The 26,155-nt window shown below is 59.2% G+C and carries 30 protein-coding genes; 29 read left to right on the top strand and 1 reads right to left on the bottom strand.

Annotated elements, in window-relative coordinates; genetic code table 11:
* Positions 1 to 253: 253 nt before the first annotated feature.
* On the bottom strand, positions 254 to 442 hold the full coding sequence (gene rpmB, locus H8709_RS08895) for a 50S ribosomal protein L28 (RefSeq protein WP_262398029.1): 189 nt from the start codon (positions 440 to 442) through the stop codon (positions 254 to 256).
* 256 nt (positions 443 to 698) lie between these two features.
* Here rpmB and H8709_RS08890 point away from each other — a divergent pair, with 256 nt between their 5' ends.
* The 29 genes from H8709_RS08890 to H8709_RS08755 form a co-directional block, all read left to right on the top strand.
* On the top strand, positions 699 to 1,388 hold the full coding sequence (locus tag H8709_RS08890) for a site-2 protease family protein (RefSeq protein ID WP_262398028.1): 690 nt from the start codon (positions 699 to 701) through the stop codon (positions 1,386 to 1,388).
* 2 nt (positions 1,389 to 1,390) lie between these two features.
* Positions 1,391 to 2,104, top strand: a complete 714-nt coding sequence (locus H8709_RS08885) for a segregation and condensation protein A (RefSeq protein WP_262398027.1) — start codon at positions 1,391 to 1,393, stop codon at positions 2,102 to 2,104.
* A gap of 7 nt (positions 2,105 to 2,111) precedes the next feature.
* Positions 2,112 to 2,699 carry an SMC-Scp complex subunit ScpB gene (gene scpB, locus H8709_RS08880; protein WP_262398026.1) on the top strand — a complete coding sequence of 196 codons (588 nt, stop codon included), beginning with the start codon at positions 2,112 to 2,114 and terminating at the stop codon, positions 2,697 to 2,699.
* 19 nt (positions 2,700 to 2,718) lie between these two features.
* Positions 2,719 to 3,369, top strand: coding sequence for a DUF2953 domain-containing protein (locus tag H8709_RS08875; RefSeq protein WP_262398025.1), 651 nt, complete (start codon positions 2,719 to 2,721; stop codon positions 3,367 to 3,369).
* Positions 3,351 to 3,761 (top strand): GerW family sporulation protein, encoded by a 411-nt coding sequence (ytfJ, locus tag H8709_RS08870; RefSeq protein WP_262398024.1) that lies wholly within the window; start codon positions 3,351 to 3,353, stop codon positions 3,759 to 3,761. Before H8709_RS08875 ends, ytfJ begins: the two co-directional genes overlap by 19 nt.
* 111 nt (positions 3,762 to 3,872) lie before the next feature.
* Positions 3,873 to 5,030 (top strand): D-alanyl-D-alanine carboxypeptidase family protein, encoded by a 1,158-nt coding sequence (locus H8709_RS08865; protein WP_262398023.1) that lies wholly within the window; start codon positions 3,873 to 3,875, stop codon positions 5,028 to 5,030.
* A 41-nt stretch (positions 5,031 to 5,071) separates the two neighbouring features.
* A complete protein-coding gene (locus tag H8709_RS08860; RefSeq protein ID WP_262398022.1) occupies positions 5,072 to 5,842 on the top strand; it encodes a pseudouridine synthase in 771 nt (256 codons plus the stop codon).
* Complete coding sequence (locus H8709_RS08855) at positions 5,835 to 6,215, top strand: hypothetical protein (RefSeq protein ID WP_262398021.1); 381 nt, start codon at positions 5,835 to 5,837, stop codon at positions 6,213 to 6,215. The genes H8709_RS08860 and H8709_RS08855 overlap by 8 nt, the downstream gene beginning before the upstream one ends.
* A gap of 169 nt (positions 6,216 to 6,384) precedes the next feature.
* Positions 6,385 to 7,785 (top strand): carboxyl transferase domain-containing protein, encoded by a 1,401-nt coding sequence (locus H8709_RS08850; RefSeq protein ID WP_262398020.1) that lies wholly within the window; start codon positions 6,385 to 6,387, stop codon positions 7,783 to 7,785.
* A 38-nt stretch (positions 7,786 to 7,823) separates the two neighbouring features.
* Entirely contained in the window at positions 7,824 to 8,249 is a 426-nt protein-coding gene (locus H8709_RS08845; protein WP_262398019.1) for a biotin/lipoyl-containing protein, read from the top strand.
* Between the two features lie 147 nt (positions 8,250 to 8,396).
* Positions 8,397 to 9,797, top strand: a complete 1,401-nt coding sequence (locus H8709_RS08840; protein WP_262398018.1) for an oxaloacetate decarboxylase subunit alpha — start codon at positions 8,397 to 8,399, stop codon at positions 9,795 to 9,797.
* Between the two features lie 73 nt (positions 9,798 to 9,870).
* Positions 9,871 to 10,302, top strand: coding sequence for a GNAT family N-acetyltransferase (locus tag H8709_RS08835; protein ID WP_262398017.1), 432 nt, complete (start codon positions 9,871 to 9,873; stop codon positions 10,300 to 10,302).
* Between the two features lie 151 nt (positions 10,303 to 10,453).
* Positions 10,454 to 11,332: a YicC/YloC family endoribonuclease gene (locus H8709_RS08830; protein WP_262398016.1), complete on the top strand. Its 879-nt coding sequence runs from the start codon at positions 10,454 to 10,456 to the stop codon at positions 11,330 to 11,332.
* An 89-nt stretch (positions 11,333 to 11,421) separates the two neighbouring features.
* Positions 11,422 to 11,685: an extracellular matrix/biofilm regulator RemA gene (gene remA / locus H8709_RS08825; protein ID WP_262398015.1), complete on the top strand. Its 264-nt coding sequence runs from the start codon at positions 11,422 to 11,424 to the stop codon at positions 11,683 to 11,685.
* Positions 11,678 to 12,289, top strand: a complete 612-nt coding sequence (gmk, locus tag H8709_RS08820; protein WP_262398014.1) for a guanylate kinase — start codon at positions 11,678 to 11,680, stop codon at positions 12,287 to 12,289. The genes remA and gmk overlap by 8 nt, the downstream gene beginning before the upstream one ends.
* Entirely contained in the window at positions 12,282 to 12,500 is a 219-nt protein-coding gene (locus H8709_RS08815; protein WP_262398013.1) for a DNA-directed RNA polymerase subunit omega, read from the top strand. The genes gmk and H8709_RS08815 overlap by 8 nt, the downstream gene beginning before the upstream one ends.
* Positions 12,501 to 12,521: 21 nt before the next feature.
* Positions 12,522 to 13,718, top strand: coding sequence for a bifunctional phosphopantothenoylcysteine decarboxylase/phosphopantothenate--cysteine ligase CoaBC (gene coaBC, locus H8709_RS08810; RefSeq protein ID WP_262398012.1), 1,197 nt, complete (start codon positions 12,522 to 12,524; stop codon positions 13,716 to 13,718).
* Between the two features lie 37 nt (positions 13,719 to 13,755).
* On the top strand, positions 13,756 to 16,206 hold the full coding sequence (gene priA / locus H8709_RS08805; protein WP_262398011.1) for a replication restart helicase PriA: 2,451 nt from the start codon (positions 13,756 to 13,758) through the stop codon (positions 16,204 to 16,206).
* 33 nt (positions 16,207 to 16,239) lie between these two features.
* Positions 16,240 to 16,695 (top strand): peptide deformylase, encoded by a 456-nt coding sequence (gene def / locus H8709_RS08800; protein WP_262398010.1) that lies wholly within the window; start codon positions 16,240 to 16,242, stop codon positions 16,693 to 16,695.
* A 76-nt stretch (positions 16,696 to 16,771) separates the two neighbouring features.
* Complete coding sequence (fmt, locus tag H8709_RS08795) at positions 16,772 to 17,695, top strand: methionyl-tRNA formyltransferase (RefSeq protein ID WP_262398009.1); 924 nt, start codon at positions 16,772 to 16,774, stop codon at positions 17,693 to 17,695.
* A gap of 123 nt (positions 17,696 to 17,818) precedes the next feature.
* The gene (locus H8709_RS08790; protein ID WP_262398008.1) at positions 17,819 to 18,511 is read left to right on the top strand and encodes a zinc metallopeptidase; all 693 of its coding nucleotides are present in this window, start codon (positions 17,819 to 17,821) and stop codon (positions 18,509 to 18,511) included.
* Between the two features lie 52 nt (positions 18,512 to 18,563).
* A complete protein-coding gene (rsmB, locus tag H8709_RS08785) occupies positions 18,564 to 19,901 on the top strand; it encodes a 16S rRNA (cytosine(967)-C(5))-methyltransferase RsmB (RefSeq protein WP_262398007.1) in 1,338 nt (445 codons plus the stop codon).
* An 8-nt stretch (positions 19,902 to 19,909) separates the two neighbouring features.
* Entirely contained in the window at positions 19,910 to 20,953 is a 1,044-nt protein-coding gene (gene rlmN, locus H8709_RS08780) for a 23S rRNA (adenine(2503)-C(2))-methyltransferase RlmN (RefSeq protein ID WP_262398006.1), read from the top strand.
* 10 nt (positions 20,954 to 20,963) lie between these two features.
* Complete coding sequence (locus tag H8709_RS08775; RefSeq protein WP_262398180.1) at positions 20,964 to 21,686, top strand: Stp1/IreP family PP2C-type Ser/Thr phosphatase; 723 nt, start codon at positions 20,964 to 20,966, stop codon at positions 21,684 to 21,686.
* A gap of 22 nt (positions 21,687 to 21,708) precedes the next feature.
* The gene (pknB, locus tag H8709_RS08770) at positions 21,709 to 23,661 is read left to right on the top strand and encodes a Stk1 family PASTA domain-containing Ser/Thr kinase (protein WP_262398005.1); all 1,953 of its coding nucleotides are present in this window, start codon (positions 21,709 to 21,711) and stop codon (positions 23,659 to 23,661) included.
* Positions 23,662 to 23,672: 11 nt separating this feature from the next.
* Positions 23,673 to 24,569 carry a ribosome small subunit-dependent GTPase A gene (rsgA, locus tag H8709_RS08765; RefSeq protein WP_262398004.1) on the top strand — a complete coding sequence of 299 codons (897 nt, stop codon included), beginning with the start codon at positions 23,673 to 23,675 and terminating at the stop codon, positions 24,567 to 24,569.
* Positions 24,570 to 24,617: 48 nt separating this feature from the next.
* Positions 24,618 to 25,253: a thiamine diphosphokinase gene (locus H8709_RS08760; RefSeq protein WP_262398003.1), complete on the top strand. Its 636-nt coding sequence runs from the start codon at positions 24,618 to 24,620 to the stop codon at positions 25,251 to 25,253.
* A 267-nt stretch (positions 25,254 to 25,520) separates the two neighbouring features.
* Positions 25,521 to 25,604 carry a stage V sporulation protein SpoVM gene (gene spoVM, locus H8709_RS11885; RefSeq protein ID WP_224771641.1) on the top strand — a complete coding sequence of 28 codons (84 nt, stop codon included), beginning with the start codon at positions 25,521 to 25,523 and terminating at the stop codon, positions 25,602 to 25,604.
* 176 nt (positions 25,605 to 25,780) lie between these two features.
* Positions 25,781 to 26,155: DUF6809 family protein (locus H8709_RS08755; protein WP_262398002.1), on the top strand; the 375-nt coding region annotated here is incomplete at its 3' end.

Genomic DNA, 26,155 nt, shown 5'->3' with positions numbered 1-26,155 from the left:
GGGGGTTGCGACGGCAAAAACGTCTGTGCGGTACCAGGGGACTGGTAAACCACAGCGCTGTAAAGACGCCCGGAGGACCGGCAGTCGAGAAAAATACAGCACTAACGAAAAAGCGCCCGGCATTTTAGCCGGGCGCTTTTGGGCAGTGGACGAGCTTTTTAAGAGAAAATCCCCGGGGAGTTTTTAACCGAAGGGGAGCGGACATCAAAAAGGACGATCCCCACAGGATCGTCCTTTTGTAATCTGTTTTCTCTTAAACAGCGCGGGTCACCTTATTGGAACGTAGGCAGCGGGTGCAGGCGTAGATGTGGCGAGGAGATCCGTCGACAATCGCCTTGACGCGCTTAATGTTGGGCTTCCAAGCTCTATTGGAACGTCTGTGAGAATGGGAAACCTTAATTCCAAAAGTGACACCTTTTCCGCAGATGTCGCATTTAGCCATGTGTCTGCACCTCCTTTTGCTAACAGAGAGTCAACGTTTGTATCCTATCATATTTCCTCGACAAAAGCAAGGCTTTTCTTTTGAAAAACCTTCCAAATTTTAAAAAACCGTAAAGTTTCACCCGCCTTTCGGCTTTCCCTTGTATTTTACACCCCCCTTCTGTATAATAATGAAGTACTGGGACTGCCCTTAAATTTGAATGTTTTACCGGTTTCTCTTGGGGGAGACGCCGGTTTTTCTTAAAGGAGTTGCTTTCATGGTCTTTTTCCGCAACATGGATTTTCAGCAGATGATGCTGCTGTTCTTTTCCAGGGCCTTGGTGGCCTTCGCTATCCTTCCCATCCATGAATGCGCCCACGCCTGGGCCGCCAACAAGATGGGGGATTCCACCGCAAGGTGGCAGGGCCGGATGACCCTCAACCCCATGGCCCACTTAGACCCCATCGGCACCGTGCTGCTGGTGCTCACCGGCTTCGGCTGGGCAAAGCCCGTGCCCATCAACCCCTATAACTTCAAAAACCGGAAAAACGGCATGGCGCTCTCCGCGCTGGCGGGTCCCGCCTCCAATGTGGTGGTGGCTCTCATCCTCACCATCCTCTACAAAATACTGGCCTACACCTTTGTGCTCAATGGGATGGGGAACCTGTGGTTTTTGCAGGTGATTCTCACCATTATTTCCACCATGGCCTGGGTCAACGTCTCCCTGGCCGTGTTTAACCTGATTCCCGTGCCGCCCCTGGACGGCTCCCGCATCGCCACCCTCTTTCTGCCCGAGCGCCTCTATTTTAAGGTTATGGAATATGAGCGGTACATCGTGCTCGGACTGTTTGTCCTCCTCTTCACCGGCGCGCTCGACGGGGTGCTGGGATTTTTGGCGGACAAGGTGATGTGGCTGATTAATTTCTTCTCCTCCTTCGTCGACGTCATCGCGAAGATGTTTATGTAAGCATGGAAAAGCTGTTATTTAAACTGCAGGAATTTGAGGGCCCGCTGGACCTGCTGCTCCACTTGATCGCCAAGCACAAGCTCAATATCTACGACATAGAAATCTCGGCCCTGCTGGAACAGTACCTGGGCGCCATCGAGCAGATGCAGCGCCAGGACATGGAGGTGGCCAGCGAGTTTTTGGAGATGGCGGCCAGACTCGTCCACATCAAGACCGTCTCCCTGCTGCCCCGCCATGAAGAGGAGCAGGAAGAGCTCAAGCGGGAACTGAGCGGCCAGCTCTTAGAATACCAGGCGGTCAAGGAGATCGCCCGGGAACTCTTCCTACAAAACCGAAGCGGCGACATTTTTGTCCGCGCGCCCCAGCCCCTGCCGGTGGACATGCTCTACACCCGTTCCCATCCGCCTGTGGATCTGCAGAAGGCCTACGACGCGGTGCTGGGCAAATTGGGGCGGAAGCTGCCTCCGCCGGTGACGGCCTTTTCGGGCATCGTCCACCGCAGGGTGGTGTCGGTTTCCTCCCGTATCCTGTTTATCCTGCGCCGGCTCTATGAAAAAAGCAGCCTGCGCTTTCACTCCCTCTTCGAGCGGGGGGAGGACCGCTCGGAACTGGTGGCCACCTTTTTGGGGGTATTGGAGCTGGCCAAATCGGGCCGGGTGCGCATCAGCGACGACAACGAGCAGATTACGCTCAATACTACCCACAAACGGCGGTGAATACATCTTGGAAATCAGTATGTTAGAGGGCGCCTTGGAGGCGATTTTGTTCGCCAGCGGCGAAAGCATTTCCGCGGAACGCCTCGCCCAGGCGCTGGAGGTGGAGCAGCCCCTCGTCGACCGGCTCATCGAGCGGCTGCGGGATAAATATGAGCGGGCGGACAGCGCCTTGGAGGTGCTGCGCTTGGGCGACGCCTATCAGCTTTGCACCAAGGCGCAGTACGCGCCCTATGTCAAAAAGGCGCTGGACATCCGGCGCAACGTGCCGCTGTCTCAGGCGGCCATGGAGGTCCTTTCCATCATCGCCTACAACCAGCCGGTGACCCGCAGCTTCGTCGAGCAAATCCGCGGCATCGACAGCTCTTCCGTGGTCAGCTCCCTGGTAGAAAAGGGGCTGGTGGAGGAGGCCGGGCGGCTGGAACTGCCGGGGCGTCCCATCGCCTACCGGACCACCGCCAATTTCCTGCGCTGCTTCGGGGTGTCGAGCATCGACGAGCTGCCCCAGCCCCGGCGGCAGGAGGAGCAGGCGGAGGGGCCGGGGGACGGCGTGGAGCCGGACAAGCCGGAAGAAAGCCTCGAGGAGGCGCAGTCATAACAAAACAGGGGGGAGAACGATGATCGGACTATGGATCACCCTGGGTATCGTTGTGTTCTTGGCATTCCTCCTCTGGATGCCGGTGAAAGCCCATCTTGTCTTTGACGAAACCCTCTCCCTCAAAATCACCTATTTGTTTCTGCGCTTTCAAATTTACCCCGAAAAGCCCAAAGCGGAGAAGCCCCCCAAGGCGGCCAAGCGCCGGAAGGAGGGGGAAGGGGAGAAGGAAAAACCGCAGGACAAAAAGGAAAAGAAAAAGGACATGCTCCCCCTCCTTTGGGAGATTGTCAAGGACGCGGGGGGAGCGCTCAAAAAGGCGCTCGGACACCTACATGTTTACGATGTGGACTTTCGTGCCACAATTATCAGAGAGGACGCCTATGAGACGGCGGTGGGCTATGGACAGTTAAACGGCATCGTCTACGGCGCGCTGGCGTGTCTTCGAAACCTTCTCGATGTGCGTATCCGCGCCCTCTCCATCGTTCCCGATTTTACCCGGTACGAGGGCGGGGACATCTATAAACTGCGGCTCAAAGCGAGATTCCGTCCCGGCGTGGCCCTTTGGCTGGGCCTGCAAATCGGATGGAAGCTCCTCAAGTATATGATGAAACAGCAAAGCTCCAAACCAACAAGACAAGGCGGTGCAGTACAATGGCAGAACATCCCATAGAGGGACTCATGAACACGGCGATGCAGAAACTGCGGGAGCTGGTGGATGTCAACACCATCATCGGCGACCCCATCACCACCCCGGACGGCATCCTCATCATTCCGGTGTCCAAGGTGACCTTCGGCTTTGGCTCGGGGGGCTCCGACTGGCCCACCCAAAACCCCAAGGAGACCTTCGGCGGCGGCTCGGGCGGCGGCGTCTCCATTAGCCCCATCGGCTTTTTAGTCGTATCGGGGGGCGAGGTGCGTCTGCTCCAATTGGCGGCGCCCAATAACACGGGGGACCGGCTGGTCAATATGGTGCCCGACCTGGTGGACAAGGTGTCCGGCCTCTTTAGTAAGGACAATAAGAAAAAGGGCGAGGAAACGGCGGACAAGCAGGACGAAAAATAGCCCGCTGTCCGTTTTGAAGCGATGCCGGCGGAAGGAAAGCCGCCGGCATCGCTTTACGCATGGGAAAGCCGCCGGTCGCATAGACTAAAACCGAGGCAGGTGGTTTTCTCTATGTTGAAAAAATGGCTGGCCGCTGTGACGGCGGCCCTTCTTCTCGCGGCCTCCTTTCCGCTGGGGGCCTGCGCTTTTACTCCCGACGCCAAGGGCGCGGTGGTCATCGAAATGGAATCGGGGCGGGTGCTTTACTCCCTGGATGGGGAGGAGCAGCTTCCCATGGCCAGCACCACCAAGATTATGACGGCGCTCCTGACCCTGGAGCAGCCGGATTTGGACCGGTATTTTGAGGTGGACGCTTCCGCCATCCAGGTGGAGGGCTCCTCCATGGGATTGTGCGCCGGGGACCAGGTGACGCTGCGGGTGCTCGCTTACGGGATGCTTCTCTCCTCCGGCAACGACGCCGCGGGCGCGGCGGCGGTGCGTATCGCGGGGAGCGAAGAGGCCTTTGTCCGCCGGATGAACGAGCGGGCCCGGGAAATGGGGCTGACAAACACCCATTTCGTCACCCCCTCAGGCCTCGATGGGGAGGGGCACTACTCCACGGCCCACGACATGGCGCTCCTAGCGCGCGTTGCCCTGCAAAACCCGGACTTCGCCCAAATCTGCGGCACCTACCGTGCCAAGGTGGAGTACGGCAACCCGCCCTACGCCAGATGGCTCAAAAACCACAATAAGCTCCTCGACATTTGCGAGGGGACTATCGGCGTCAAGACCGGATTTACCAAGGTGGCCGGGCGGTGCCTGGTCTCGGCGGTCGAGCGTGACGGGGTGGGGCTCATCTGCGTGACGCTGGGCGCGGCCGACGACTGGAACGTCCACCAGAAGCTCTACGAGGAGTATTTTAAGGCCCTGCCGCTGCGGAATCTGGACCAGAGCGCCGCGCCGCAGTCGGTGCCGGTGGTGGGCGGGGGCCTCGAAGAAGTGTCCGTCGCCCCGGCGGCTCCTTCCCAAGCGCCGCTGACCGACGAGGAGCTCGCTAGGGTGGAGCGGCGGGTGGAGATTTCCCCCTTCCTTTACGCGCCGGTGGCGGCCGGACAGGTGGCGGGGAATCTCGTCTACACCCTGGACGGGGCGGAGATCTGCCGGACGGCCTTAGTGACCCAGGAGTCGGCGGCGGCCTTGCAGGTAAAGCCCAAGGAGAGCTTCTGGGGCAAGATTTGGAATTGGCTCACCGGAGGAAACAAAAAGACGAATGAGGAAAGCGCCAAGTAGCGCATAAAGAACCAGGACACAAAAGGGAAAGGAAACAATCGATGGCAAGAGATACGAGACTGCAAAAATTCCTCTCTGAGGCGGGCGTAGCCAGCCGGAGAAAATCGGAAGAATACATCGCAGCGGGCCGGGTGACGGTGAACGGCCGCAAGGCGCAGGTCGGCGACAAGATCGACGTGCGCAAGGACATGGTCGCTGTGGACGGCAAGAACGTGGAATTTGACAGGGGCCGGCAGAGCGTCTACATCATGCTCTATAAGCCCCGGGGCTATGTGACCACCATGGAGGACGAACAGGGCCGCAAATGCGTGGCGGAGCTCGTCGAAGACGTGGGGGTTAGGGTCTACCCGGTGGGACGGCTGGACATGAACTCGGAGGGGCTATTGCTGCTCACCAACGACGGGGAGTTTGCCAACATGATGATGCACCCCCGCCACAGTGTGGCCAAGAGCTACCGGGTGACGGTGCGCCCCGACCTCAGCGACGCCCAGGCGGCCCAGCTTGCCGAGGGCGTGGTCATCGACGGCAAAAAGACCCTGCCCGCCCAGGTGCGGGTAGTGACCAAGGAGCCGGGCCGGGTGGTCATCGTCATCACCATCCGAGAGGGGCGCAACCGGCAGATCCGCAAGATGTGCGAGGCCGTGGGCCTGGAAGTCGCCCGCCTCAAACGCATCTCGGTGGGGCCCCTGAAGCTGGGGATGCTCCGCCCGGGCAAGTGGCGGCATTTGCAGCTCAACGAAATCATCATGCTCCGCAACGCCGCCTCCGGCGCGCGTCCGGTGCCCGTGAGGAGGCAGGGAAAACATGATTGAGATGAAAATTGCCGGGGATGAAACGCGGGACAAGCTCCTCGCCCAGATGGGCGTCGGCGAGGAGGACGCCCAGTGCTTTTGGGCGGCGGACCGGGAGGAACCCTTAGGCGGCGCGGCCTTTTGCGTGCGGGGCGGACAAGCGGTGATGTTGGACCTCTTTACCGCTCCCGGGCTGGAGGGGGCGCTGGGCGACGGGCTCATCCGGGGGGCGTGGAACTACTGCTCCTCCCACGGCGTCAAAATAGCCCGGTTTGGGGAGCGCTTTCCCTTGGAGAAGTTAAAAAAGCTGGAATTTTTTAAGGACTTCGGGCATGAGGAAATCGACATCGAAAAATTCTTTCAAACCCGCAAAAAATGTGGACAAACCCGCTAGAAAGAGCTTGTTATTTATCTAACGAGAGTGTATAATATTCATTGATTACGGTTTTCTAGGGAAATGGGCCGCTTTGATAGGAGGTCCTCGAGCGGAGAAACGTAAAGATATGGTGATCAAATGATTCAATCATCTTAGATTTCATGGTGAGAGAAACGGAGGAACAAAGATGAGTACCGAAAGCAAATCCAAAGTTCTTGCGGATGCTCGCGCGGCGGCGGTAAAGGCTTCTCCGGCTCGGGAAAGACTGAACCTTCTCTTTGATGGGAACAGCTTTGTCGAGCTCGACGCATTTGCCAAAGTGGGCGACAAGGGCGCTGGCGTCGTCACCGGTTACGGTGCGATCGACGGCAGCCCGGTGTTTGCCTTTGCGCAGGACATCGAGTCCGCAGGCGGCGCGGTGGGCAAAATCCACGCCGCAAAAATCAAAAAAGTTTATGAGCTGGCCGCCAAGACCGGCGCTCCGGTCATCGGGATCTACGATTCCAACGGCGCGCGCCTGTCCGAGGGCAACGACGCGCTGGCCGCTTACGGCGACATGCTGCAGTGGTCGAGCAACATTTCCGGCGTTGTGCCCCAGGTTTCCCTGGTGCTGGGCACCTGCGCGGGAACCGCGGCCATGATCGCCTGCAACGCCGACTTCGTCGTCATGAGCGAGAACGCGGAGTTCTTCTTAAGCGCTGCGGGAGCCGGCGACGCCGGCAAAGCGGCCGACGCGGCCAAATCCGGCACGGCTCATCTGGTCCTCCCCACCGAGGCGGAAGCCATCGGCGCGGCGAGAAACCTCATCTCCATGCTGCCACTCAACAACTTAGCGGCCTCCCCCGTCTGCGACTTCTCCGAAGCGGACGCGGGCGCGGCGCTGGCCGCCGCCTGCGAGAACATCGCCGACGCCGACATGAGAGCCATCCTGGACAGCGTCTTTGACGCCAACAGCGTCATCGAACTGCAAAAGGATTTCGGCAGCGACTCTGTCGCGGCTCTGGCCACCATGGGCGGCTTCACCTGCGGCGCCGTCGCTGCAAACGGCAAACTGGGCCGCGACGACTGCGCCAAGATCGCGAGACTGGTGAGCATCTGCGACGCCTACCAGATTCCGGTCATCACCTTCGTCAACACCGAGGGCTTCAAAGCCTGCGGCGAAGAGACCCTGGCCGGCGCCGTGAGAGAGAGCGCCAAGCTCGCCCACGTCTACGCGCAGGCCACCTGCGTCAAGGTCAGCGTCATTGTGGGCGCGGCCTACGGCAGCGCTTACATAGCGCTGGCGGGCACCAACGCCGGCGCGGACGTCACCTACGCGTGGCCCTGTGCCGTCATCAGCGCCCTGGAGCCCAAGACCGCGGTCGCCTTTGGCCTGGGAGCGGAAATTACCGCCGACAAGTCCAGAGCCGACGCCGAAAACGAGTATAAAGAAACCACCGCATCCGCCTACACTGCGGCGGCTGACGGTTATATTGAAGATATCATTGATCCTGCCGCCACCAGAAGCGTGCTGCTCTCTACGTTAGACATGCTCGCTGGCAAGAGAGTGACAGGTCTGCCGAGAAAACACAGCAACATACCCATGTAACCGAGGAACCCCCTCGCAACAAAAAAGGAGGATTTATTGTGAAAAGATTTAATATAACGGTCAATGGCCAGGCTTATGACGTCGCCGTAGAAGAAATCGCAGCCGGCGCTCCGGCCCCCGCCGCGGCACCCGCTCCCGCACCGGCGGCAGCTCCTGCTCCCGCAGCAGCCCCCGCTCCCGCACCGGCGGCAGCTCCTGCTCCCGCAGCAGCCCCCGCTCCCGCACCGGCAGCAGCCCCCGTGGCCGCCGGCGGCACCAAGATTAACGCTCCCATGCCCGGCACCATTCTGGATGTCAGAGTTTCCGTCGGTCAGAAGATCGCCAAGGGCGACATCATCGTCATCCTCGAGGCCATGAAGATGGAAAATGAGATCATGGCTCCCTGCGACGGCACCGTTGCCAGCCTGAGTGTCAAGAAGGGCGACACGGTCAACTCCAACGACCTGATCGCAACGCTGGGCTAGCAGCCGGCGTCCGGGCGTCCCATCGTCCGGCCCCCCGAGCCGCCCGTTTCGGGAGCGGCCCTCTCCATCATTATCGCTGCGTGTGATGAGAGAATTTCCAAACTTCAGATCAGCCGACACGCAGCGGCGGAAAAGGAGCTTTACATTATGGGAAAAGTAAAAATTACCGAGACCATTCTTCGTGATGCTCACCAGTCCCTGATTGCCACGCGCATGACGCTTGACGATATGAAACCGATGCTCAAGGCCATCGACGACGTGGGCTTTTATTCGGTAGAAGCCTGGGGCGGAGCGACTTTTGACGCCTGCCTGCGGTTCCTTGACGAGGACCCCTGGGAGAGACTGAGAGTCATCAAGAGCTACATGAAGAACACCAAGGTACAGATGCTGTACCGCGGCCAGAATATGCTGGGCTACCGCCACTACGCGGACGATGTGGTCGAATATTTCGTCCAGAAATCCGTGGCCAACGGCGTGGACATCCTGCGCGTATTCGACGCCCTCAACGACAAGAGAAATCTGGAAGCCTCGGTCCGCGCCACCAAGAAGGAAGGCGCGCACCTGCAGGCGGCCCTTTCCTATACCTTGAGCCCGGTGCACAACATCGAGTACTTTGTGAACTACGCCAAAGAGCTCGAGGACATGGGCGCCGACTCCATCTGCATCAAGGACATGGCGGCGCTCATCACCCCGACCATGGCCTATGATTTGGTCAAGGCCCTCAAAGAGACAGTCAAGATCCCAGTGCAGCTGCACACCCACTACACCTCCGGACTTGCCTCCATGGCGCTGCTCAAGGGCATCGAGGCGGGCGTCGACATCATCGACACCGCCATGTCCCCCATGGCGCTGGGCACCTCCCACGCCCCCACCGAGAGCATGGTGGCGGCTCTCCAGGGCACCGAGTACGACACGGGCCTGGATCTGAAGAAACTCAACATCGTGCGCGAGCACTGTGTCAAGCTGCGTGAGAAATATCTGGCAAACGGCTTACTCAACCCGAAGGTGCTGGGCGTGGACGCCAACACCCTGCTCTATCAGGTGCCGGGCGGCATGCTCTCCAACCTGATTTCCCAGCTCAAACAGGCGGGCAAAGAGGATCAGCTCGACGCGGTTCTCCACGAAGTGCCCGAAGTGCGCAAAGACGCCGGCTACCCGCCGCTGGTCACCCCGTCCTCCCAGATCGTGGGTACCCAGGCGGTGTTCAACGTCGTCATGGGCGAGCGGTACAAGATGGTCACCAAGGAGTTCAAAGCCCTGGTGCGCGGCGAGTACGGCAAGACCCCGGTTCCCATCGACCCCGCTTTCCGCAAGAAGATCATCGGCGACGAGAAGCCCATCGACTGCCGTCCCGCCGATCTGCTGGAGCCGGAACTGGAGAAGCTCAAAGCCGAATTCCCCAAGGAGTTCTACGAGCAGGAGGAGGATGTCCTCAGCTACGCGCAGTTCGGCCAGGTGGCAACCAAATTCTTCGAGAAACGCCGGGACAAAAAGTACGGTGTGGACGCCGCTCATGCGGACAGAGAAAACAACGTGCATCCCGTGTAATCAGATACGCAAACGTCAGCGCTCCGGTTTATACCGGGGCGCTTCTTTTTACTTTGCAAAGGAGGGCGACAATATGGCCATTCTCAGTTACAGCGGTGGGATGCGGGAGCGGGTGCTAAACATCTGGCTGGAAGGCAACTTGCAGGCCCACCCCTTTCTGCCGGCATCCTATTGGCGCGGCCACCGGGAGGCGGTGGGCCTGGCGCTTCAAGAAGCGCAGGTTTTCGTATACGAGGAGGAGGGGGAGCTCCTGGGATTTTTGGGGTTGGCGGAGGGAAACTATATCGCGGGAATATTTGTGGCCCAGGGGTCCCGGGGCAGGGGCGTCGGCGCCCGGCTGTTAGCGGAACTCAAGTCCCGCTATGCCGTTTTGCGGCTGCATGTGTACGAAAAAAACGAGCGGGCCGTAGCCTTCTACCGCAGACAGGGCTTTTTCGAGACGGGCCGGGAGGTGGAGCCCGACACCGGGGAAAGGGAGATCGCCATGGAGTGGCGGAAAGTATAGGGACGATGGCGGACCTTCCCGTGGGAGAAAGCGGGAGGAAAAGGCGCGTTTACGTTGACAAATCACGCGCAACAATAGTAAAATATAGATTGGTATATTTTATTCTGCAATCAAATGGTTCAAAATAAAGGGAATAAGGCGGCAAAATATCATGATCAGAAGCATGACCGGCTATGGCCGGAGCGAACAAATCATCGACGGCAGGGATATCCTATTTGAGATCAAATCCGTCAACCACCGGTTCTTCGAGTTTTCCGCCCGGGTGCCCCGGGTCTACGGTTATCTGGAGGAAAAGATCAAAAGCTATTTGCAGCAGCGGGTATCCAGAGGGAAGATCGACGTGGGCGTGACCATCCTGACGCTGGAAGGAGCAAGCGCCGAGGTGGAGATCAACCATGATCTCACCCGTTCCTATGTAAAGGCGCTGCGGGAGCTGAGCGAAAAGTTCGACCTCACCGACGATCTGAGCTTATCCTCCATCTCCCGCTTTTCCGATATCTTTACGGTGCGCAAAAACGTGGAGGACGAGAGTGTCATCTGGGACGGCGTGCGCCAGGTGGCCGACGAGGCGGTGGCCGCGTTTCTCTCCATGCGGGAAACAGAGGGCGGGCGTCTGGCGGAGGACATCCGCTCCCGGCTCGACTTCATCGAGGAACAGGTGGCCCGGGTGGAGGAGCGCTCCCCCGCCACCGTCAAAGAATATTACGACCGGCTTTATCAAAAGATGACGGAGGTCCTGGGGGACAACCGCTTCGACGAGCAGCGGATTATCACCGAGGCGGCCATCTTCGCCGACAAGGTGGCGGTCAACGAAGAGACGGTGCGCCTGCATAGCCATCTCGGCCAGTTCCGGGAGATCCTCTCCGCCGGCGGTCCGGTGGGGCGCAAGCTGGACTTTCTGGTGCAGGAAGTCAACCGGGAAGTGAACACCATCGGTTCCAAGGCCCAGGACAGCGAGATCGCCCGGATTGTGGTGGATGTCAAGAGCGAGATCGAGAAGATCAGGGAACAGATCCAGAATTTAGAATAGAACTTTTTGTGGCAGGATCTTCCCACCGGCGCCCGGCGGCGCGGGGAAGAGCCAAACTTCCGCCGGCATCATAAAAAAGGAGTACCGACATGAAACTGATCAATATCGGATTCGGCAACATGGTGTCCGCAAACCGGCTGGTGGCCATTGTCAGCCCGGAGTCCGCGCCCATCAAGCGCATCATTCAGGACGCCCGGGACCGCGGCACCCTGATCGACGCCACCTACGGCCGCCGGACCCGTGCGGTCATCATTACCGACAGCGACCATGTCATCCTTTCGGCCGTCCAGCCGGAAACGGTGGCCAACCGCCTGATCGACGACGAGGAAGAGGAGATGGAGGAAGATGAATAAACGAGGACTGTTGATCGTCCTTTCCGGGCCCTCCGGGGTGGGAAAAGGCACGGTATTGCGCAGCTATCTGGAAAAGAACCCGGGGGCGCGGCTATCGATTTCAGCCACCACCCGCCAGCCGAGGACAGGAGAAGTCAGCGGCGTGCACTACTATTTTCTCACCGAAAAGGAATTTGACAAAAAGATTGAGCAAAACGAGATGCTCGAATACGCCACTTACAGCGGCCACCAATACGGCACGCCCCGGGAGCCGGTGGAGCAGATGCTGGAGGACGGACTGGACGTGATTTTGGAAATCGAGGTCCAGGGCGCCATGCAGATCAAAGAGAGCTGCCCCGACGCCATCTTCATCTTCATCATGCCCCCCAACATGCAGGAGCTGACCCGGCGTCTGGTGGACCGCAAGACCGAGGACGAGGAGACCATCCGCCGCCGTTTGGAGCGTTCCCACAGCGAGATCGCCATGGCGAAAGAGTATGACTACGTGGTCATCAACGACACCATCGACAACGCGCTGGAAAAATTGGACGCCATTGTCTGCGCGCAAAAATGCAGCATGAATCATATGAAACAGTTTGTGGAAGAGGTGCTTGAAGATGCTTAAACCGGCAGTGACATCCCATATTTTAAAACCGGGTCAGAGCTACTACTCGCTGGTGGTGGCCGTGGCCAAACGGGCCCGCCAGATCGCCGAGGACGCGGAGGAAAGCCATGATATTCTGGTGGAAAAACCGGTCCAAATTGCGGTAGAGGAATTTACCAACAATAAATATAAGCTGGTGGAGCCGTACAATATCGGCCAGGACATCGAATAAAAAGGGAAGGAGGGCGATTCCATGAAGCAGCTTAAGGGCAAAACCATCGTACTGGGCGTCACCGGCGGCATCGCCGCCTACAAGGCGGCCTATCTTGCCAGCTCCCTTGTCAAAGCGGGGGGTGAGGTCCACGTCATCATGACCCAAAACGCCATGGAGTTTGTCGCCCCTCTCACCTTTGAAACGCTTACCGGCCAAAAGTGCGTCACCGACACCTTTGACCGCAACTTCCAGTGGAATGTGGAACATGTGGCCTTGGCCAAGCGGGCGGACCTGTTTGTGGTGGCCCCCGCCACCGCCAACATCATCGCCAAATTTGCCTGCGGTCTGGCCGACGACATGCTTTCCACCACCTGGCTGGCGGCTTCCTGCAAAAAGCTGGTGGCCCCGGCCATGAACACCGGTATGTATGAAAACCCAGTGACCCAGCGCAACCTGAAAGCGCTGGAGGAGCTGGGCGTATCCCTGGTCGAACCGGGGGTGGGTCGCCTCGCCTGCGCCGATGTGGGCAGGGGGCGTCTGGCCGAGCCGGAGGAAATCTTCGAGCGGATTTGTTTTCTTTTGCATGAGAAACAAGACCTTGTGGGCAAGCGGGTGCTGGTGACGGCCGGCCCCACCCAGGAGGCTTTGGACCCGGTGCGCTATATCACCAACCATTCCAGCGGGAAGATGGGCTTCGCCGTCGCCCGCCGGGCCGCCCTGCGGGGCGCTCAGGTGACGCTGGTGGCCGGTCCCGTCGCCCTGCCCACGCCCCAGGGCGTCTGCCGGGTGGACGTGCGCTCGGCCCTTGAGATGTTCGAGGAGGTCAAGGCGCGCATGGAAGAAGCCGACATCGTCGTCAAAACGGCGGCGGTGGGGGACTTCCGCCCTGAAACCACGGCCAGGGATAAGATCAAAAAAGCCGGGGAGGACACCATGGAGGTGCGCCTTGTCAAAAACCCGGACATCCTGCGCTATGTGGGGGAGCACAAGCGCCCGGGGCAGATCGTCTGCGGCTTCTCCATGGAGACGCGGGATCTCCTCGAAAATTCCGCCAAAAAGTTAAACGCCAAAAACGCCGACATGATCGTGGCCAATTCCTTAAGCGAGGCGGGCGCGGGCTTTGGGGTGGATACCAACATCGTCACCCTGCTGACCAAAGAAGGCGCGGAGCGCCTCCCCCTCATGGAGAAAGAGGAGCTGGCCGACGTGATTCTGGACCGGCTGTTGGCTCTTTGACGACACAACGGGAAAATGGAGGTGGCTTGTCATCGCTGTGGTGGACGTAGTGAAGGTCGCAGTGGACAAAGCTGCCTTTCATTTTGACAAATTATACGATTATCTCCCGCCGAAACCGGGCCAGTCCTCCGCGCTGGTGGGCTGCCGGGTGCTGGTCCCCTTCGGACGGGGCAACCAAAAGCGCCAGGGTGTGGTTTTGGGCTTTGGCGAGCGGGAGCGGGAGAGCTTTCTCAAGCCGGTCAGCCGGGTCATCGACGAGAGGCCCGTCCTCACAAGCGAGATGCTCCGGCTCATGCGGGCGCTCAAGGAGAGCACCTTCTGCACCTGGTTCGACGCCCTGCGCTGTGTGCTCCCCGGCGGCCTGGGGTATGAAATCAGGCCCCGGTACACGGCCCTCCGGGACCCCTACGCCGAGGAGGCCATGAACCTTTCCGGGGACGAGAGCCGGCTTTACACCTACATCAAAAACCGCAAAGACGGGGTCCAGGAGCAAAAAATCAAGGCGGACCTGGGCTTTGCAGACCCCAAATCCCTTTTAGAGAAGCTGCAGGGACTAGGGCTCATCGCAAAGCTCGAGGATGTCCACCGCCGGGTATTGGACGAGACGGTGACCATGGTGCGCCTGACGGGGGAGGAGCCCCCTCCCGACAAAAAGCTGACCCAAAAGCAGCAGGCGGTGGCCGAATTTCTCGAGGAGGTGGGTTCTGCCACCCTCAAGGAGATCGGGTACTTTACCGGGGTGACCCGGGCCGTCACCGACCGGCTGCGGGACGCCGGGGTGGTGGAATATCTGGAATGTGAAGTCTACCGCAGCCCGCAAGAGCCCGCGACTTCGGAAGAGCCCCTCGCCATCACCCTCTCCGACTACCAGCAGAAGGCCTACAACCAGCTTTATGCCGATTACCGTTCGGGGCGTTATACGACCGCCCTGCTCTACGGCGTCACCGGCAGCGGCAAGACCTCCGTCTTTTTGAAGCTGACAAAACAGGTCATCGCCGATGGGAAGTCGGTCATCGTCATGGTGCCGGAAATCTCCCTGACCCCCCAGACGGTGGAATACTTCCACCGGTGCTTTGGGAAGAATGTGGCGGTGATGCACAGCGCCCTCTCCATGGGACAGCGCCTGGACGAATGGAAACGCATCCGCCGGGGGGAAGTCCAGGTGGTGGTGGGCACCCGCAGCGCGGTCTTCGCCCCGCTTGAGCACATCGGGCTTATCATCATTGACGAGGAGCAGGAGCACACCTATAAATCGGAGTCCTCCCCCCGCTTCCACGCCAGGGATGTGGCCAAGGTCCGCTGCAACTACCACGGAGCCATGCTTTTACTCTCCTCCGCCACCCCGTCGGTGGAGAGCTTCTACTTCGCCAAAACGGGGCGCTACCATCTGGTGAGCATGCGCCGGCGCTACGCCGCGGCCAAGCTCCCGGAGACCTATATTGTGGACATGCGTATGGGCGCCATGGAGGGCAACACCTCCATTTACAGCGCCGCCGTTTTGGACGCGCTCAAAAAGACGCTCCAAAAAGGCGAGCAGGCAATTCTGCTCCTCAATCGCCGGGGCTACCACACCAGTGTGCGGTGCCCGTCCTGCGGGCATGTGTGGAAATGCCCCCACTGCAGCATTTCCATGACCTATCACCGCATGAACGGCCGGCTCATGTGCCACTACTGCGGATACAGCGAGGAGGTCCCCCGCGTCTGCCCCGAGTGCGGCTTTGACCATCTGAGCTTTGTGGGGGTGGGGACCCAGCAGGCCGAGGAACAGCTACGGGAGATTTTGCCGGGGGCCAGGGTGCTGCGGATGGACATGGACACCACCATGTCCAAATTTTCCTACCAGAAAAACTTTGACGCCTTTAGGCGGGGCGAATATGATGTGATGATCGGCACCCAGATGGTGGCCAAGGGGCTCAATTTTCCCAAGGTGACCATGGTGGCGGTATTATCCATCGATCAGGCCCTGTATTCCACCGATTTCAGGGCTTATGAGCGGGCTTTTGGCCTGATGACCCAGGTGGTGGGCCGGTGCGGCAGAAACGATCTGCCGGGGAAGGCCTATATCCAGACCTACACGCCGGAAAATCCGGTGATCGAGGTGGCGGCGGCCCAGGATTACGACCGCTTTTTTGAGGATGAGATCTTAAACCGCAAGGTGATGCTCTATCCGCCCTTCTGCTCCATCTGCTCGGTGGGTTTTTCCGGCGAGCGGGAGAGCCAGGTCATCCGGGCGGCGGGGCTCTTTGTGGAGCGGATGAGGGAAAAGGTGACCCGGGAGTATGCCTCCCTTCCCATCAAGGTGCTGGGGCCCACGGGCTTTGGCATATTGAAGGTGAGCAACAAATACCGCTACCGTGTCATCATCAAATGCAGAAACGACGACAATTTCAGAAGGATGATGGGCGAGCTATTGACGGAGCTTGGAAAGCAAAAGGAATTTTCCGATGTCTCCCTCTTCGCCGATCTCTATTTTGATTCGAACCAATAGAGAATTTTTGAGAAAAAAGGAGATACTAGAACCATGGCAATCAGACAAATTGTACTGGAAGGGGACGAGATTCTCCGCAAGAAATGCCGTCCCGTCACCGATTTTAACGAGCGGCTGTGGACCATGCTCGACGATATGGCCGAAACCATGTATGCCTCCGACGGCGCGGGACTGGCAGCGCCTCAGATCGGCGTGCTCCGCCAGGCGGTGGTCATCGACGCCGGGGACGGCCTCATCGAGCTGATTAACCCCCAGATCGTGGAGGAGAAGGGGAAGCAGGAGGGCCCGGAAGGGTGTCTGTCCTGTCCCGGGGAGGCAGGCATTGTGGCGCGGCCCATGCACGTCAAGGTGGCGGCCCAGAACCGCTACGGGGAAAAGATCCTCCTCAAAGGAAGCGAGCTCACCGCCCGGGCCATGTGCCACGAAATCGACCATCTTTCCGGACGTCTCTTTAAAGACATCGCCACCCGGATGCTGCAGGACGACTAAGACTTTGGAGCGTCCCCGGCGTTTCCCCAGCACAGGGGAGCGCCGGGGGACGGTCTCCTGTGGGGAGGAAATAGAGATGAACCTTGTATTCATGGGGACGCCCGATTTCGCCGTTCCCTGCCTGCGTGCCCTCGCGGAGGGCGGGCACCATATTCTGGGGGTCTACACCCAGCCGGACAAGCCTAAGGGCCGGGGCTATCAGATGACCTTTTCCCCGGTCAAGGAGCTGGCGCTGGAACTGGGGCTGCCGGTCTTCCAGCCCACCACCTTTAAGGATGCGGCGGTGGTGGAACAGCTTCGCGCCCTCAAGCCGGAACTCATCGTGGTGGTGGCCTACGGCAAGATTCTGCCCAAGGCGGTGCTGGACATTCCGGTCCTCGGCTGCGTCAATGTCCACGGCTCCCTGCTCCCCAAATACCGGGGCGCGGGTCCCATCCAGTGGAGCGTCATCCGTGGGGAGAAGGAAACCGGCATCACCACCATGTTCATGGGCGAGGGGCTGGACACCGGCGACATGATACTCAAAAAAGCCACCCCCATCGGGGAGGACGAGACCGCCGGGGAACTCTTCGACCGCTTGATGGCGCTGGGGGCACAGTGCCTGATGGAAACCATCGCCCTCTTCGAGAGGGGCGAGGTGCCCAGAGAGCCCCAGAACGACGAGGCATCCACCTACGCGCCCATGCTGGACAAAAAGCTCGCCCGGCTCGACTTTTCAAAAAGCGCCGAAGAAATCCACAACCTGGTGCGGGGCCTCAACCCCTGGCCGGTGGCCTTCACCACCTTGGGGGACAAAAAGCTCAAGGTCTTCGCGGCCAAACCGGCGGCGGGATATGCCGGGGAACCCGGACGTCTGCTCAGCGGAGAGCGCCTGATCGTCGGATGCGGCGGAGGCGCGGTGGAGTTTTTGGAGGTGGCGCTGGAGGGCAAAAAGCGGATGAGCGGCGTCGACTTCCTGCGGGGGCGCAGGCTCGAAAAGGGCACGGCCTTCGGCGGGTAATCGTTCGAAATTCTTAGGGAACCATTCATGGATTGGTCAAATGTGGGGCGTACAATGAGGGTCAGCCTGCCGGGATGGCCCGCGGGCCCGCGCGCGCCAATTGACAAGCCATGGGGAGGAACAATGTTTTATTATTACGATCTCTATTATCTCATTTTGGTGGTGCCCGCGCTGCTTTTATCCGTGTGGGCGCAGCTGAAAGTTTCCACCACCTTTAGCCGCTATGAGCGGGTGCTCTCCCGCAGCGGACTCACCGCCGCCGAGGCGGCCCGCCGCATCCTGGACCGGAATGGGCTTTCCCATATCCAGGTTCAGATGATCGACGGCAAGCTCAGCGACCACTTCGACCCCAAAGCGGGCGTCATCCGCCTGTCGGGGAGCGTGTATCACTCCACGTCGGTGGCGGCGTTGGGGGTGGCGGCCCACGAGGCGGGCCACGCGGTTCAGTACGGGACGGCCTATACCCCCATCAAGGTGCGCAACAGCCTGGTGCCGGTGACCAATCTTTGCTCCACCATCTCCATTCCGCTGGTGATCCTGGGCTTTTTCATGGGCGCCCGGCCCCTGGTCATCGCGGGCATCCTGCTCTTTAGCGCCGTGGCGGTGTTTCAGCTGGTGACCCTGCCGGTGGAGTTTAACGCCAGCCGCCGGGCCATCGCCGTTTTGGGCGAGGGCGGCATGCTGGACGGGGAAGAGCTCCAAGGGGCCAAACGGGTCCTTTCAGCGGCGGCCATGACCTATGTGGCGGCGCTGCTGGTGACGCTGATGCAGCTATTGCGCCTTGTCCTGCTGGCGGGCAGACGAAACCGCGACTAATCCGCGCCCGTTTGAAGGGCGCTTCATCTTAGAACGAAAGGCGGGGAAGCGGATGGATACGGCCCGGATGCTGACGGCAAAGGCCCTTATCAAAATGGAGCGGGCCAAGAGCTACTCCAATTTAACGCTGGACCGCCTCCTTTCCCAGAGCGGGCTTTCCAGTCAGGACCGGGCCTTTGCGGCGGCGCTTTTTTACGGCGTGCTTGAGCGGATGCTCACTTTGGACGCGGTGATCGCTTCCCGCGCCAAGACCCCGCTTCCCCAGATGCGCCCCGAGGTGCGGGCCATTTTGCGGTGTGGGCTCTATCAGCTCCTTTACATGGACACGGTGCCCGAGAGCGCCGCGGTCAACGAGAGCGTGGCCCTCGCCAAAGCCATGGGGCAGGGGAGGGCCGCCGGGTTTGTCAACGCCCTGCTTCGGGGATTTATCCGGGAGGGAAAGCCCCTTCCCCTCCCCGACCGAGGGAAGGACCCGGTGGGGTATCTTTCCGTGGCCTATGCAAGCCCCCGGTGGCTCATCAAGCTGTGGAACAAAAGCTATGGGGAAGATAAGTGCGAGGGGCTTCTTCGCTCTTCCCTGGGCCGTCCGCCCCTCTATGCCAGAGCCAACACCCAAAAGTTGACCGCCGAAGCCCTGGCCGCCCGGCTCCATGAAGCGGGCGTCGGAGCAAGGGCGCTCCCACATGTCCCAGGTGCTCTCCAGTTGGAGGGCGTGGGGGAGGTGCGGGAGCTGGACGCCTTCAAGGAAGGGCTTTTCCACATCCAGGACTTATCCTCCCAGCTTTGCGCCATGGCCCTCGCCCCAAAGCCGGGGGAGCGGGTCTACGACCTGTGCGCCGCCCCGGGGGGCAAGACCTTCACCCTGGCCCAGTTGATGGAGGACGCGGGGAATCTAACGGCCTTTGATATCCATCCCCACAAGGTGGCACTCATCGAGGACGGGGCGAAGCGCTTAGGACTGCGAAGCGTCCGGGCGGCGCTGGGGGACGCGAGTGTCTATGATGAGGCCCTGCCCCAAGCCGACCGGGTGCTGTGCGACGTGCCCTGCTCGGGGCTCGGCATCATCCGCCGCAAGCCGGAAATCAAGTATAAACGCCCGGAGGAGCTTTCCGCTCTGCCGGACATCCAGTATAAGATCTTACAAAACGCCGCAAACTATGTGAAGGCGGGCGGCATCCTGCTTTATTCCACCTGTGCGCTGAGCCCCGCCGAAAACGAGGAAAATGTCCGGCGCTTTTTGTCTGAACACCCGGACTTTTCCCCCCAGGCGCTGCCGGAAGTCTTCGACCGGCTCTTTCCCGGGCGCGCACAGGCCCATCAGCTGACCATCTTTCCGGAAGACATCGGCTCCGACGGATTTTTCTTAGCGACTTTACGAAAAGAGAGGTGACCCGAGCCTTGGCGCTTGCCGATATCAAATCCCTGACCCTGGAGGAGATGACCCCGCTGCTCTTGGAGCTGGGGCTTAAAAAGTTTCAGGCCAAAGAGGTTTACCGCTGGCTGCATCAGAAACAGGTCTGCTCTTTTGAGGAAATGACCAACATTTCCAAGGAGATGCGCCAAAAGCTGGGGGAGCATTTTTACATAAATTTCTTAAAAATCACGAAAAAGCTTGTATCTTCTATTGATGATACGATAAAATATCTCTATGAGCTCAGAGACGGGCAGATGGTGGAGAGCGTCTTCATGCGCTATAAGCACGGCAACAGCCTTTGTATCTCTACCCAGGCCGGCTGCCGGATGGGCTGCAAATTCTGCGCCTCCACCCTCATGGGGCTGGCGCGGAACCTGACGCCCGCCGAAATGCTCGACGAAATCTACACGGCCCAGCGGGACACCGGGGAGAAGGTGGACTCGGTGGTGCTCATGGGCATCGGGGAGCCGCTGGACAATTTTGAAAACGTGCTCAAGTTCTTGCGCATCCTCTCGGGGCCCGACGGCATGAACATGAGCCTGCGCCACGTCTCTCTTTCCACCTGCGGCATCGTGCCCATGATCGACGCGCTGGCCAAGGAGAATTTGCAGTTGACGCTGTCCATCTCCCTGCACGCGCCCAATAACAGTATCCGTAACGAGCTGATGCCGGTCAACCACAAGTGGGATATCGACGCGCTGCTCGCCGCTTGCGACCGCTATTTTTCGATGACGGGCCGGCGCATCTCCTACGAGTACGCGCTGGTGGGCGGGGTCAACGATACCCCGGCGGCGGCAAGGGAGCTGGGAAAGAGGCTGGGAGGAAAAAATTGCCACGTCAATCTCATCCCGGTCAACGCCGTTAAGGAACGGGGCTTTACAAAGGGCTCAAAAGAAAGTATTCAGCAGTTTGCAAGGATTTTGGCGGGCTACGGGGTGACCACCACCGTCCGCCGGGAACTTGGTTCCGATATCAACGCTGCCTGCGGCCAGCTTAGACGCCAGCAGGGACAAGAGGGGGAATCGTAGTTTGTACAGGATGATCAGCGAAACCGATGCGGGACGCATACGACAGAATAACCAAGACTGCTTACAGGGCGGCCTCATCGGGGAGAACACCCTCTGGGCGGTGGTATGCGACGGCATGGGCGGCCCCAGCGGCGGCAAAATCGCCAGCGAGACAGCGGTGCAGATTATCTCCAAAAATATCGTCAGCCATTATAAAGAGGAAATGGGGCTCAATTCCATCCGCTCGGTCCTCTTTACCGCAGTCAGCGCCGCCAACGCCATGATCTTCGACATGGCTCAAAACGACGAGGAGCTCAAAGGCATGGGCACCACCGTGGTGGCCATTATCATTTCCGGCGACACGGCCTGCATCGCCCACGCGGGGGACTCGAGAGCCTACAAGGTGAGCCGCGACGCCTTGGAACAGATCACCAAGGACCACTCCATCGTCCAATACCTGGTGGAGCAGGGGGAGATCACCCAGGAAGAGGCGAGAAGCCACCCCAACAAAAACTTCATCACCCGCGCAGTGGGCGTCCAGGAAACCATTGACATTGACTACAACGAGATCACCCTATCGGATGACGACAGAATACTCATCTGCACCGACGGACTGACCAACTGTGTCAGCGACCAGGAAATCCACGCCATTGTGATGGGCGCGGATGTGGAGGGCAGCGCCCGTGCTCTGGTGGAAAAGGCCAACCAAAACGGCGGACAGGACAACATCACCGTTGTCGTCATCACACAATAAGGGCAGGAGGATTTTGAAGCCAATGGACAAAAATGATAAATACATCGGCAAACGGCTGGATGGGCGCTATGAGGTTTTAGAGCTCATCGGCGTGGGCGGTATGGCCAACGTCTATAAGGCCCACGACATCGCCGCCGACCGCATGGTGGCAGTGAAGATCCTCCGGGAGGAATATCTCTCCAACGAGGAGCTCCTCCGCCGTTTTAAAAACGAATCCAAGGCCATCGCGGTGCTCAGCCACCCCAATATCGTCAAGGTCTACGACGTGATCTTCGCCGACCGCATCTATGCCATCGTCATGGAGCACATCGACGGCATCACCCTCAAGGAGTATATCGAGCAGCAGCATGTCCTCAAGTGGAAGGAAGCGGTCCATTTTACCGTCCAGATCCTCAGAGCCTTGCAGCACGCTCACGACAAGGGTATCGTCCACCGGGACATCAAACCCCAGAACATCATGCTCCTAGAGGACGGCACCATCAAGATGATGGATTTCGGCATCGCCCGCTTTGCCAGAAGCGAAACCCGCACCATCACCGACCGGGCCATCGGATCGGTCCACTATATCAGCCCCGAGCAGGCCTGCGGGGAGGTTACCGACGAGAAGACCGACCTGTATTCGGTGGGCGTCATGCTCTTCGAAATGCTCACCGGCGAGCTGCCCTTCGACGCCGACCGCCCGGTGACCGTGGCCATTCAGCAGATTCAGGCCCAGCCCAAGCGCCCCCGCCAGATCAATCCCGATATCCCCGAGGGGCTTGAGGAGATCACGGTGCGCGCCATGCAAAAGGACCGCACCCGCCGCTATCAGAGCGCGGCGGAGATGCTCCACGATATCGACGAATTTAAGAAAAATCCCTCCATCCAGTTTGAATACCGCTATATGCAGCAGGAGCCCCAGTACAAACGGGCCATCTCCACCGCCCGCAAGCAGAAAACGGAGGATACGGGCAACAAGAAATCTCCCGCCATCCCCATCATGGGCGGCATCACCTTGGCCTTTGTCATCATCGCCATCCTATTTGTGGTGGGCATGGTGTGGCTGGCCAATCCCTTCGCCAAGGTGGAGGAAGTGGTCCTCCCCGACTTTGTGGGACTCAAATACGAGTCCATCGTCAACGACGAACTCTACAAGGACTTTAAATTCGAGGTGGAAATCGAGGAGCCCAACGACACCTACGACAAGGGCCTCATCTTCGACCAGAACCCCAAACAGGGCAAGACGGTCAAGGTGGGCTCGAAAGTGAAAATCAAGGTGTCCAGCGGCAAGACGGTCATCACCATTCCGCCGGTGGCGGGAGTGGAGGCCACCTTGGCCGCGGGCCAGCTCTCCGATTTGGGGCTGGAAGTGAGCCAGAAGACCGAATATAGCAGCGATGTGGCCGCCGGCGAAGTCATCCGCACCGACCCGGTGGAGGGCACTGAAGTGGGCGCCGGTACCTCCGTTATCCTCTATGTGAGCCTGGGCGCCGAGGAAAAGCTCATCGACATGCCCAATGTCACCGACATCCAGTTGGAAACCGCCCGGAAGCTCTTGCAGCAGAAGGGGCTCAAGGTAAACTCCGTCAAGACCGATCCCGACAGCGACAAGCCCTCCGGCACCGTCATCGCCCAGGAGCCCCAGGCCGGGTCCCAGATCAAGGCGGGCAGCGCCGTCACTCTGACCATTTCCGGCTCGGGAAGTGGCGAATCGGGAAGCGGCGAGGGCAGCGAGGCGAGACTCTTTGTGCCGCTGCCCATGCGTTATGAACACGAAACCAATCTGACCGCTACCCTGAACGACCAGATCGTCTACGACGAGACGGTCATCCCCAGCGAGGACCAGTCCTGGCAGGGCATCTTCAAAGGTAACGGCATCGGGGACGTCAAGGTCTACCTCAATGGCAAGCTCTACATGCAGTGGAGCGTCAACTTCGACGAGAACACGGCGGAGACGGTGGTGGACAACTCCTCCGGATTTGACCCCACGCCATGAGGACACAAGACATGAACCAAACGTTACACGGACTTATTGTCAAAGCATTGGGTGGTTTTTACTATGTAAAAACCACCCATGCCTTGTTTGCGTGCAGAGCCCGGGGAAAATTCAGAAAGATTGAGCAGACGCCCCTGGTGGGCGATCAGGTGGAGATTTCCCCCACCGGGGAAGAGGAAGGGTATGTCACCAACATCCTGCCGCGGAAGAATTTCCTCGTCCGGCCGCCCCTTGCCAACATCGACAGCCTCGTCTTGGTGACCTCCATCGAGGAGCCCGCGCCCAACACCCTGGTCCTCGATAAGCTCATCGCCATCGCCGAGCACAAGGACATCGCCCCCGCCGTGGTGGTGAGCAAGGCGGACTTAGAGGGCGAGGAAGCGGAGCGCTTTGCTAAAATTTACCGGACATGCGGATTTCCTACTTTCCTTGTCTCCAGCGAGACCGGGGAGGGCGTGGAGGCGGTCCGGTCTTATCTGACGAATAAACTCAGCGCCTTTTGCGGCAACTCAGGGGTAGGGAAGTCGAGCTTACTCAACCGCATCGACGACCGCCTCTCCCTGGAGACGGCCCACATCAGCCAGAAGCTGGGCCGGGGCCGCCACACCACCCGCCATGTGGAGCTCTATGAGCTGCGGGAGGGCGGCTACATCGCGGATACCCCGGGTTTTTCCTCGGTGGATTTGGAGCGGTGCGAGGTCATCCTCAAAGACGAGCTCCAGTACTGCTTCCGGGAGTTTGAGGAATGCATTCCTCACTGCAAGTTTACCGGCTGCTCCCACACCTGCGAGAAGGGCTGCGCGGTGCTCGCCGCCGTGGAGGAAGGGAGCATCCCCCGCTCCCGGCATGAGAGCTACTGCGCCCTTTACGAGGATGCGAAGAACATCAAGGAGTGGGAACTCAAATAACGCGGGCGCGCCACGACGGGGGCGGCCTGGAAGGAGGGATGTTGCGCCATGAAACGATGTGTAATCCTCTCGGCGGCGCCGGTCTGGAACACCCGCGGCATGCGGGAGCTGATCGAGGAGGGGGACATGATCATCTGCGCCGACGGCGGCGTGAAGTTGGCCGAGAAGCTGGGGGTGCGCCCCAGCCTGATTCTAGGAGACTTCGATTCCTTGGATGAGGTGCCCCATGGCGCGCCGGTCATGACCTACCAGGTGGAAAAGGACGACACCGACACCATGCTGGCTGTCAAGCAGGGCATCGCGTACGGATGCGGCTATTTCCTCCTTCTCGGCTGCACCGGCGGCGGGTTCGACCACACCTATGCCAACATCCAGGCGCTGTGCTATCTGACCAATCACGGCTGCGAGGGCTATCTGATGGACGCGGACAACATCGCCACCATGATCACAAACACCACGGTGGAGGTAAAGCGCCAGCCGGGGTTTAAGCTCTCCCTCTTCGCCTATTCGGAAAGGTGCGAAGGGGTGACCATCCGGGGGGTCAAATATCCGCTGACCGACTATACGCTTCTGCATAGCTTCCCTCTGGGGGCCCGCAATGAGATTTTGGAGGAGAAAGCGGAAATTACCGTCAAAAAGGGCACCCTGCTCATCGTTTTATCAAGAGAAGCGAACACAATCTGAGCCTTTGGCGTATACTGGAGCAGAACCAGTTGGAAAACGGGTTTACAGTAACGCTAAGGGGTGGTGGGTTTGTCCATGAGGCGCCGAAAGGACCGCAGGGCGCTGACATGCTTGACCATAGCCTTTGGAGCGGGAATCATCATCGCGCTGTGTTTTTCTTTTAAATTCATCGCTGTCATTTCCCTGATCTGCCTGCTGATTGTGGGCATCGGGTCCCTGCGGTGCTGAGAGAGACGGCGCGGACATGATCTTGATGGAGGTTTTGGCATGAAAATCGTAGTCATCAAAAGCCCAAAGTTTATCGCGGGAATCCTGAGAATGATCTTTAAAATTAAAAAGGAACCAGCATAAAGAAAAAAGGAACGCCTTGGCGTTCCTTTTTTATTGGGTTATGGCCGGATGTCCTTGTCCTCATGCAGAGCCCGAATGCATCTGCATAACGGTTTCAAACGTAAAATTTTACATCGAATAGGATGTAAATAGTAAATTCAGATGAAAATAGTGTAAAATAATCATGAGGTGGTGAAATGGAAAGTATATTGGAAAAGTTGTTTCTGGGGGGCATCTGTGGAGAAGCGGAGCCTGTGGAGGACCCGGAATATAAGGAAGCCCAGCGGATATACAGCAAAGTCCGGGACAAGTGGGAAAATATCCTCCCTCCCGATCAGCGGGAATTCTGGGAGAAGCTGAACGACGCGGCGGACGAGCGGTTTTATTACGAAGGGAAGCAGTGCTTCCTGACCGGGTTTCGGATGGGGCTGCGGATCGCCGTTGAGTCTCTTCCGTGCCGGGGCGGGCACATCCTTTTCTGTCAAGAAAAGGATGCAAAAGTGATCGAAGGGGAAACCCCTTCGAGAACCCCGTGTGCGGCCGCAAGGGAACCCATGGGTATGGGCGGCGAT

Source organism: Zongyangia hominis (assembly GCF_014385095.1).
In the GTDB taxonomy this organism is placed as follows: Bacteria; Bacillota; Clostridia; order Oscillospirales; family Ruminococcaceae; genus Zongyangia; species Zongyangia hominis.
Note: the sequence above shows the minus strand (reverse complement) of the source record. Positions and strands in the feature narration are given on the sequence as shown.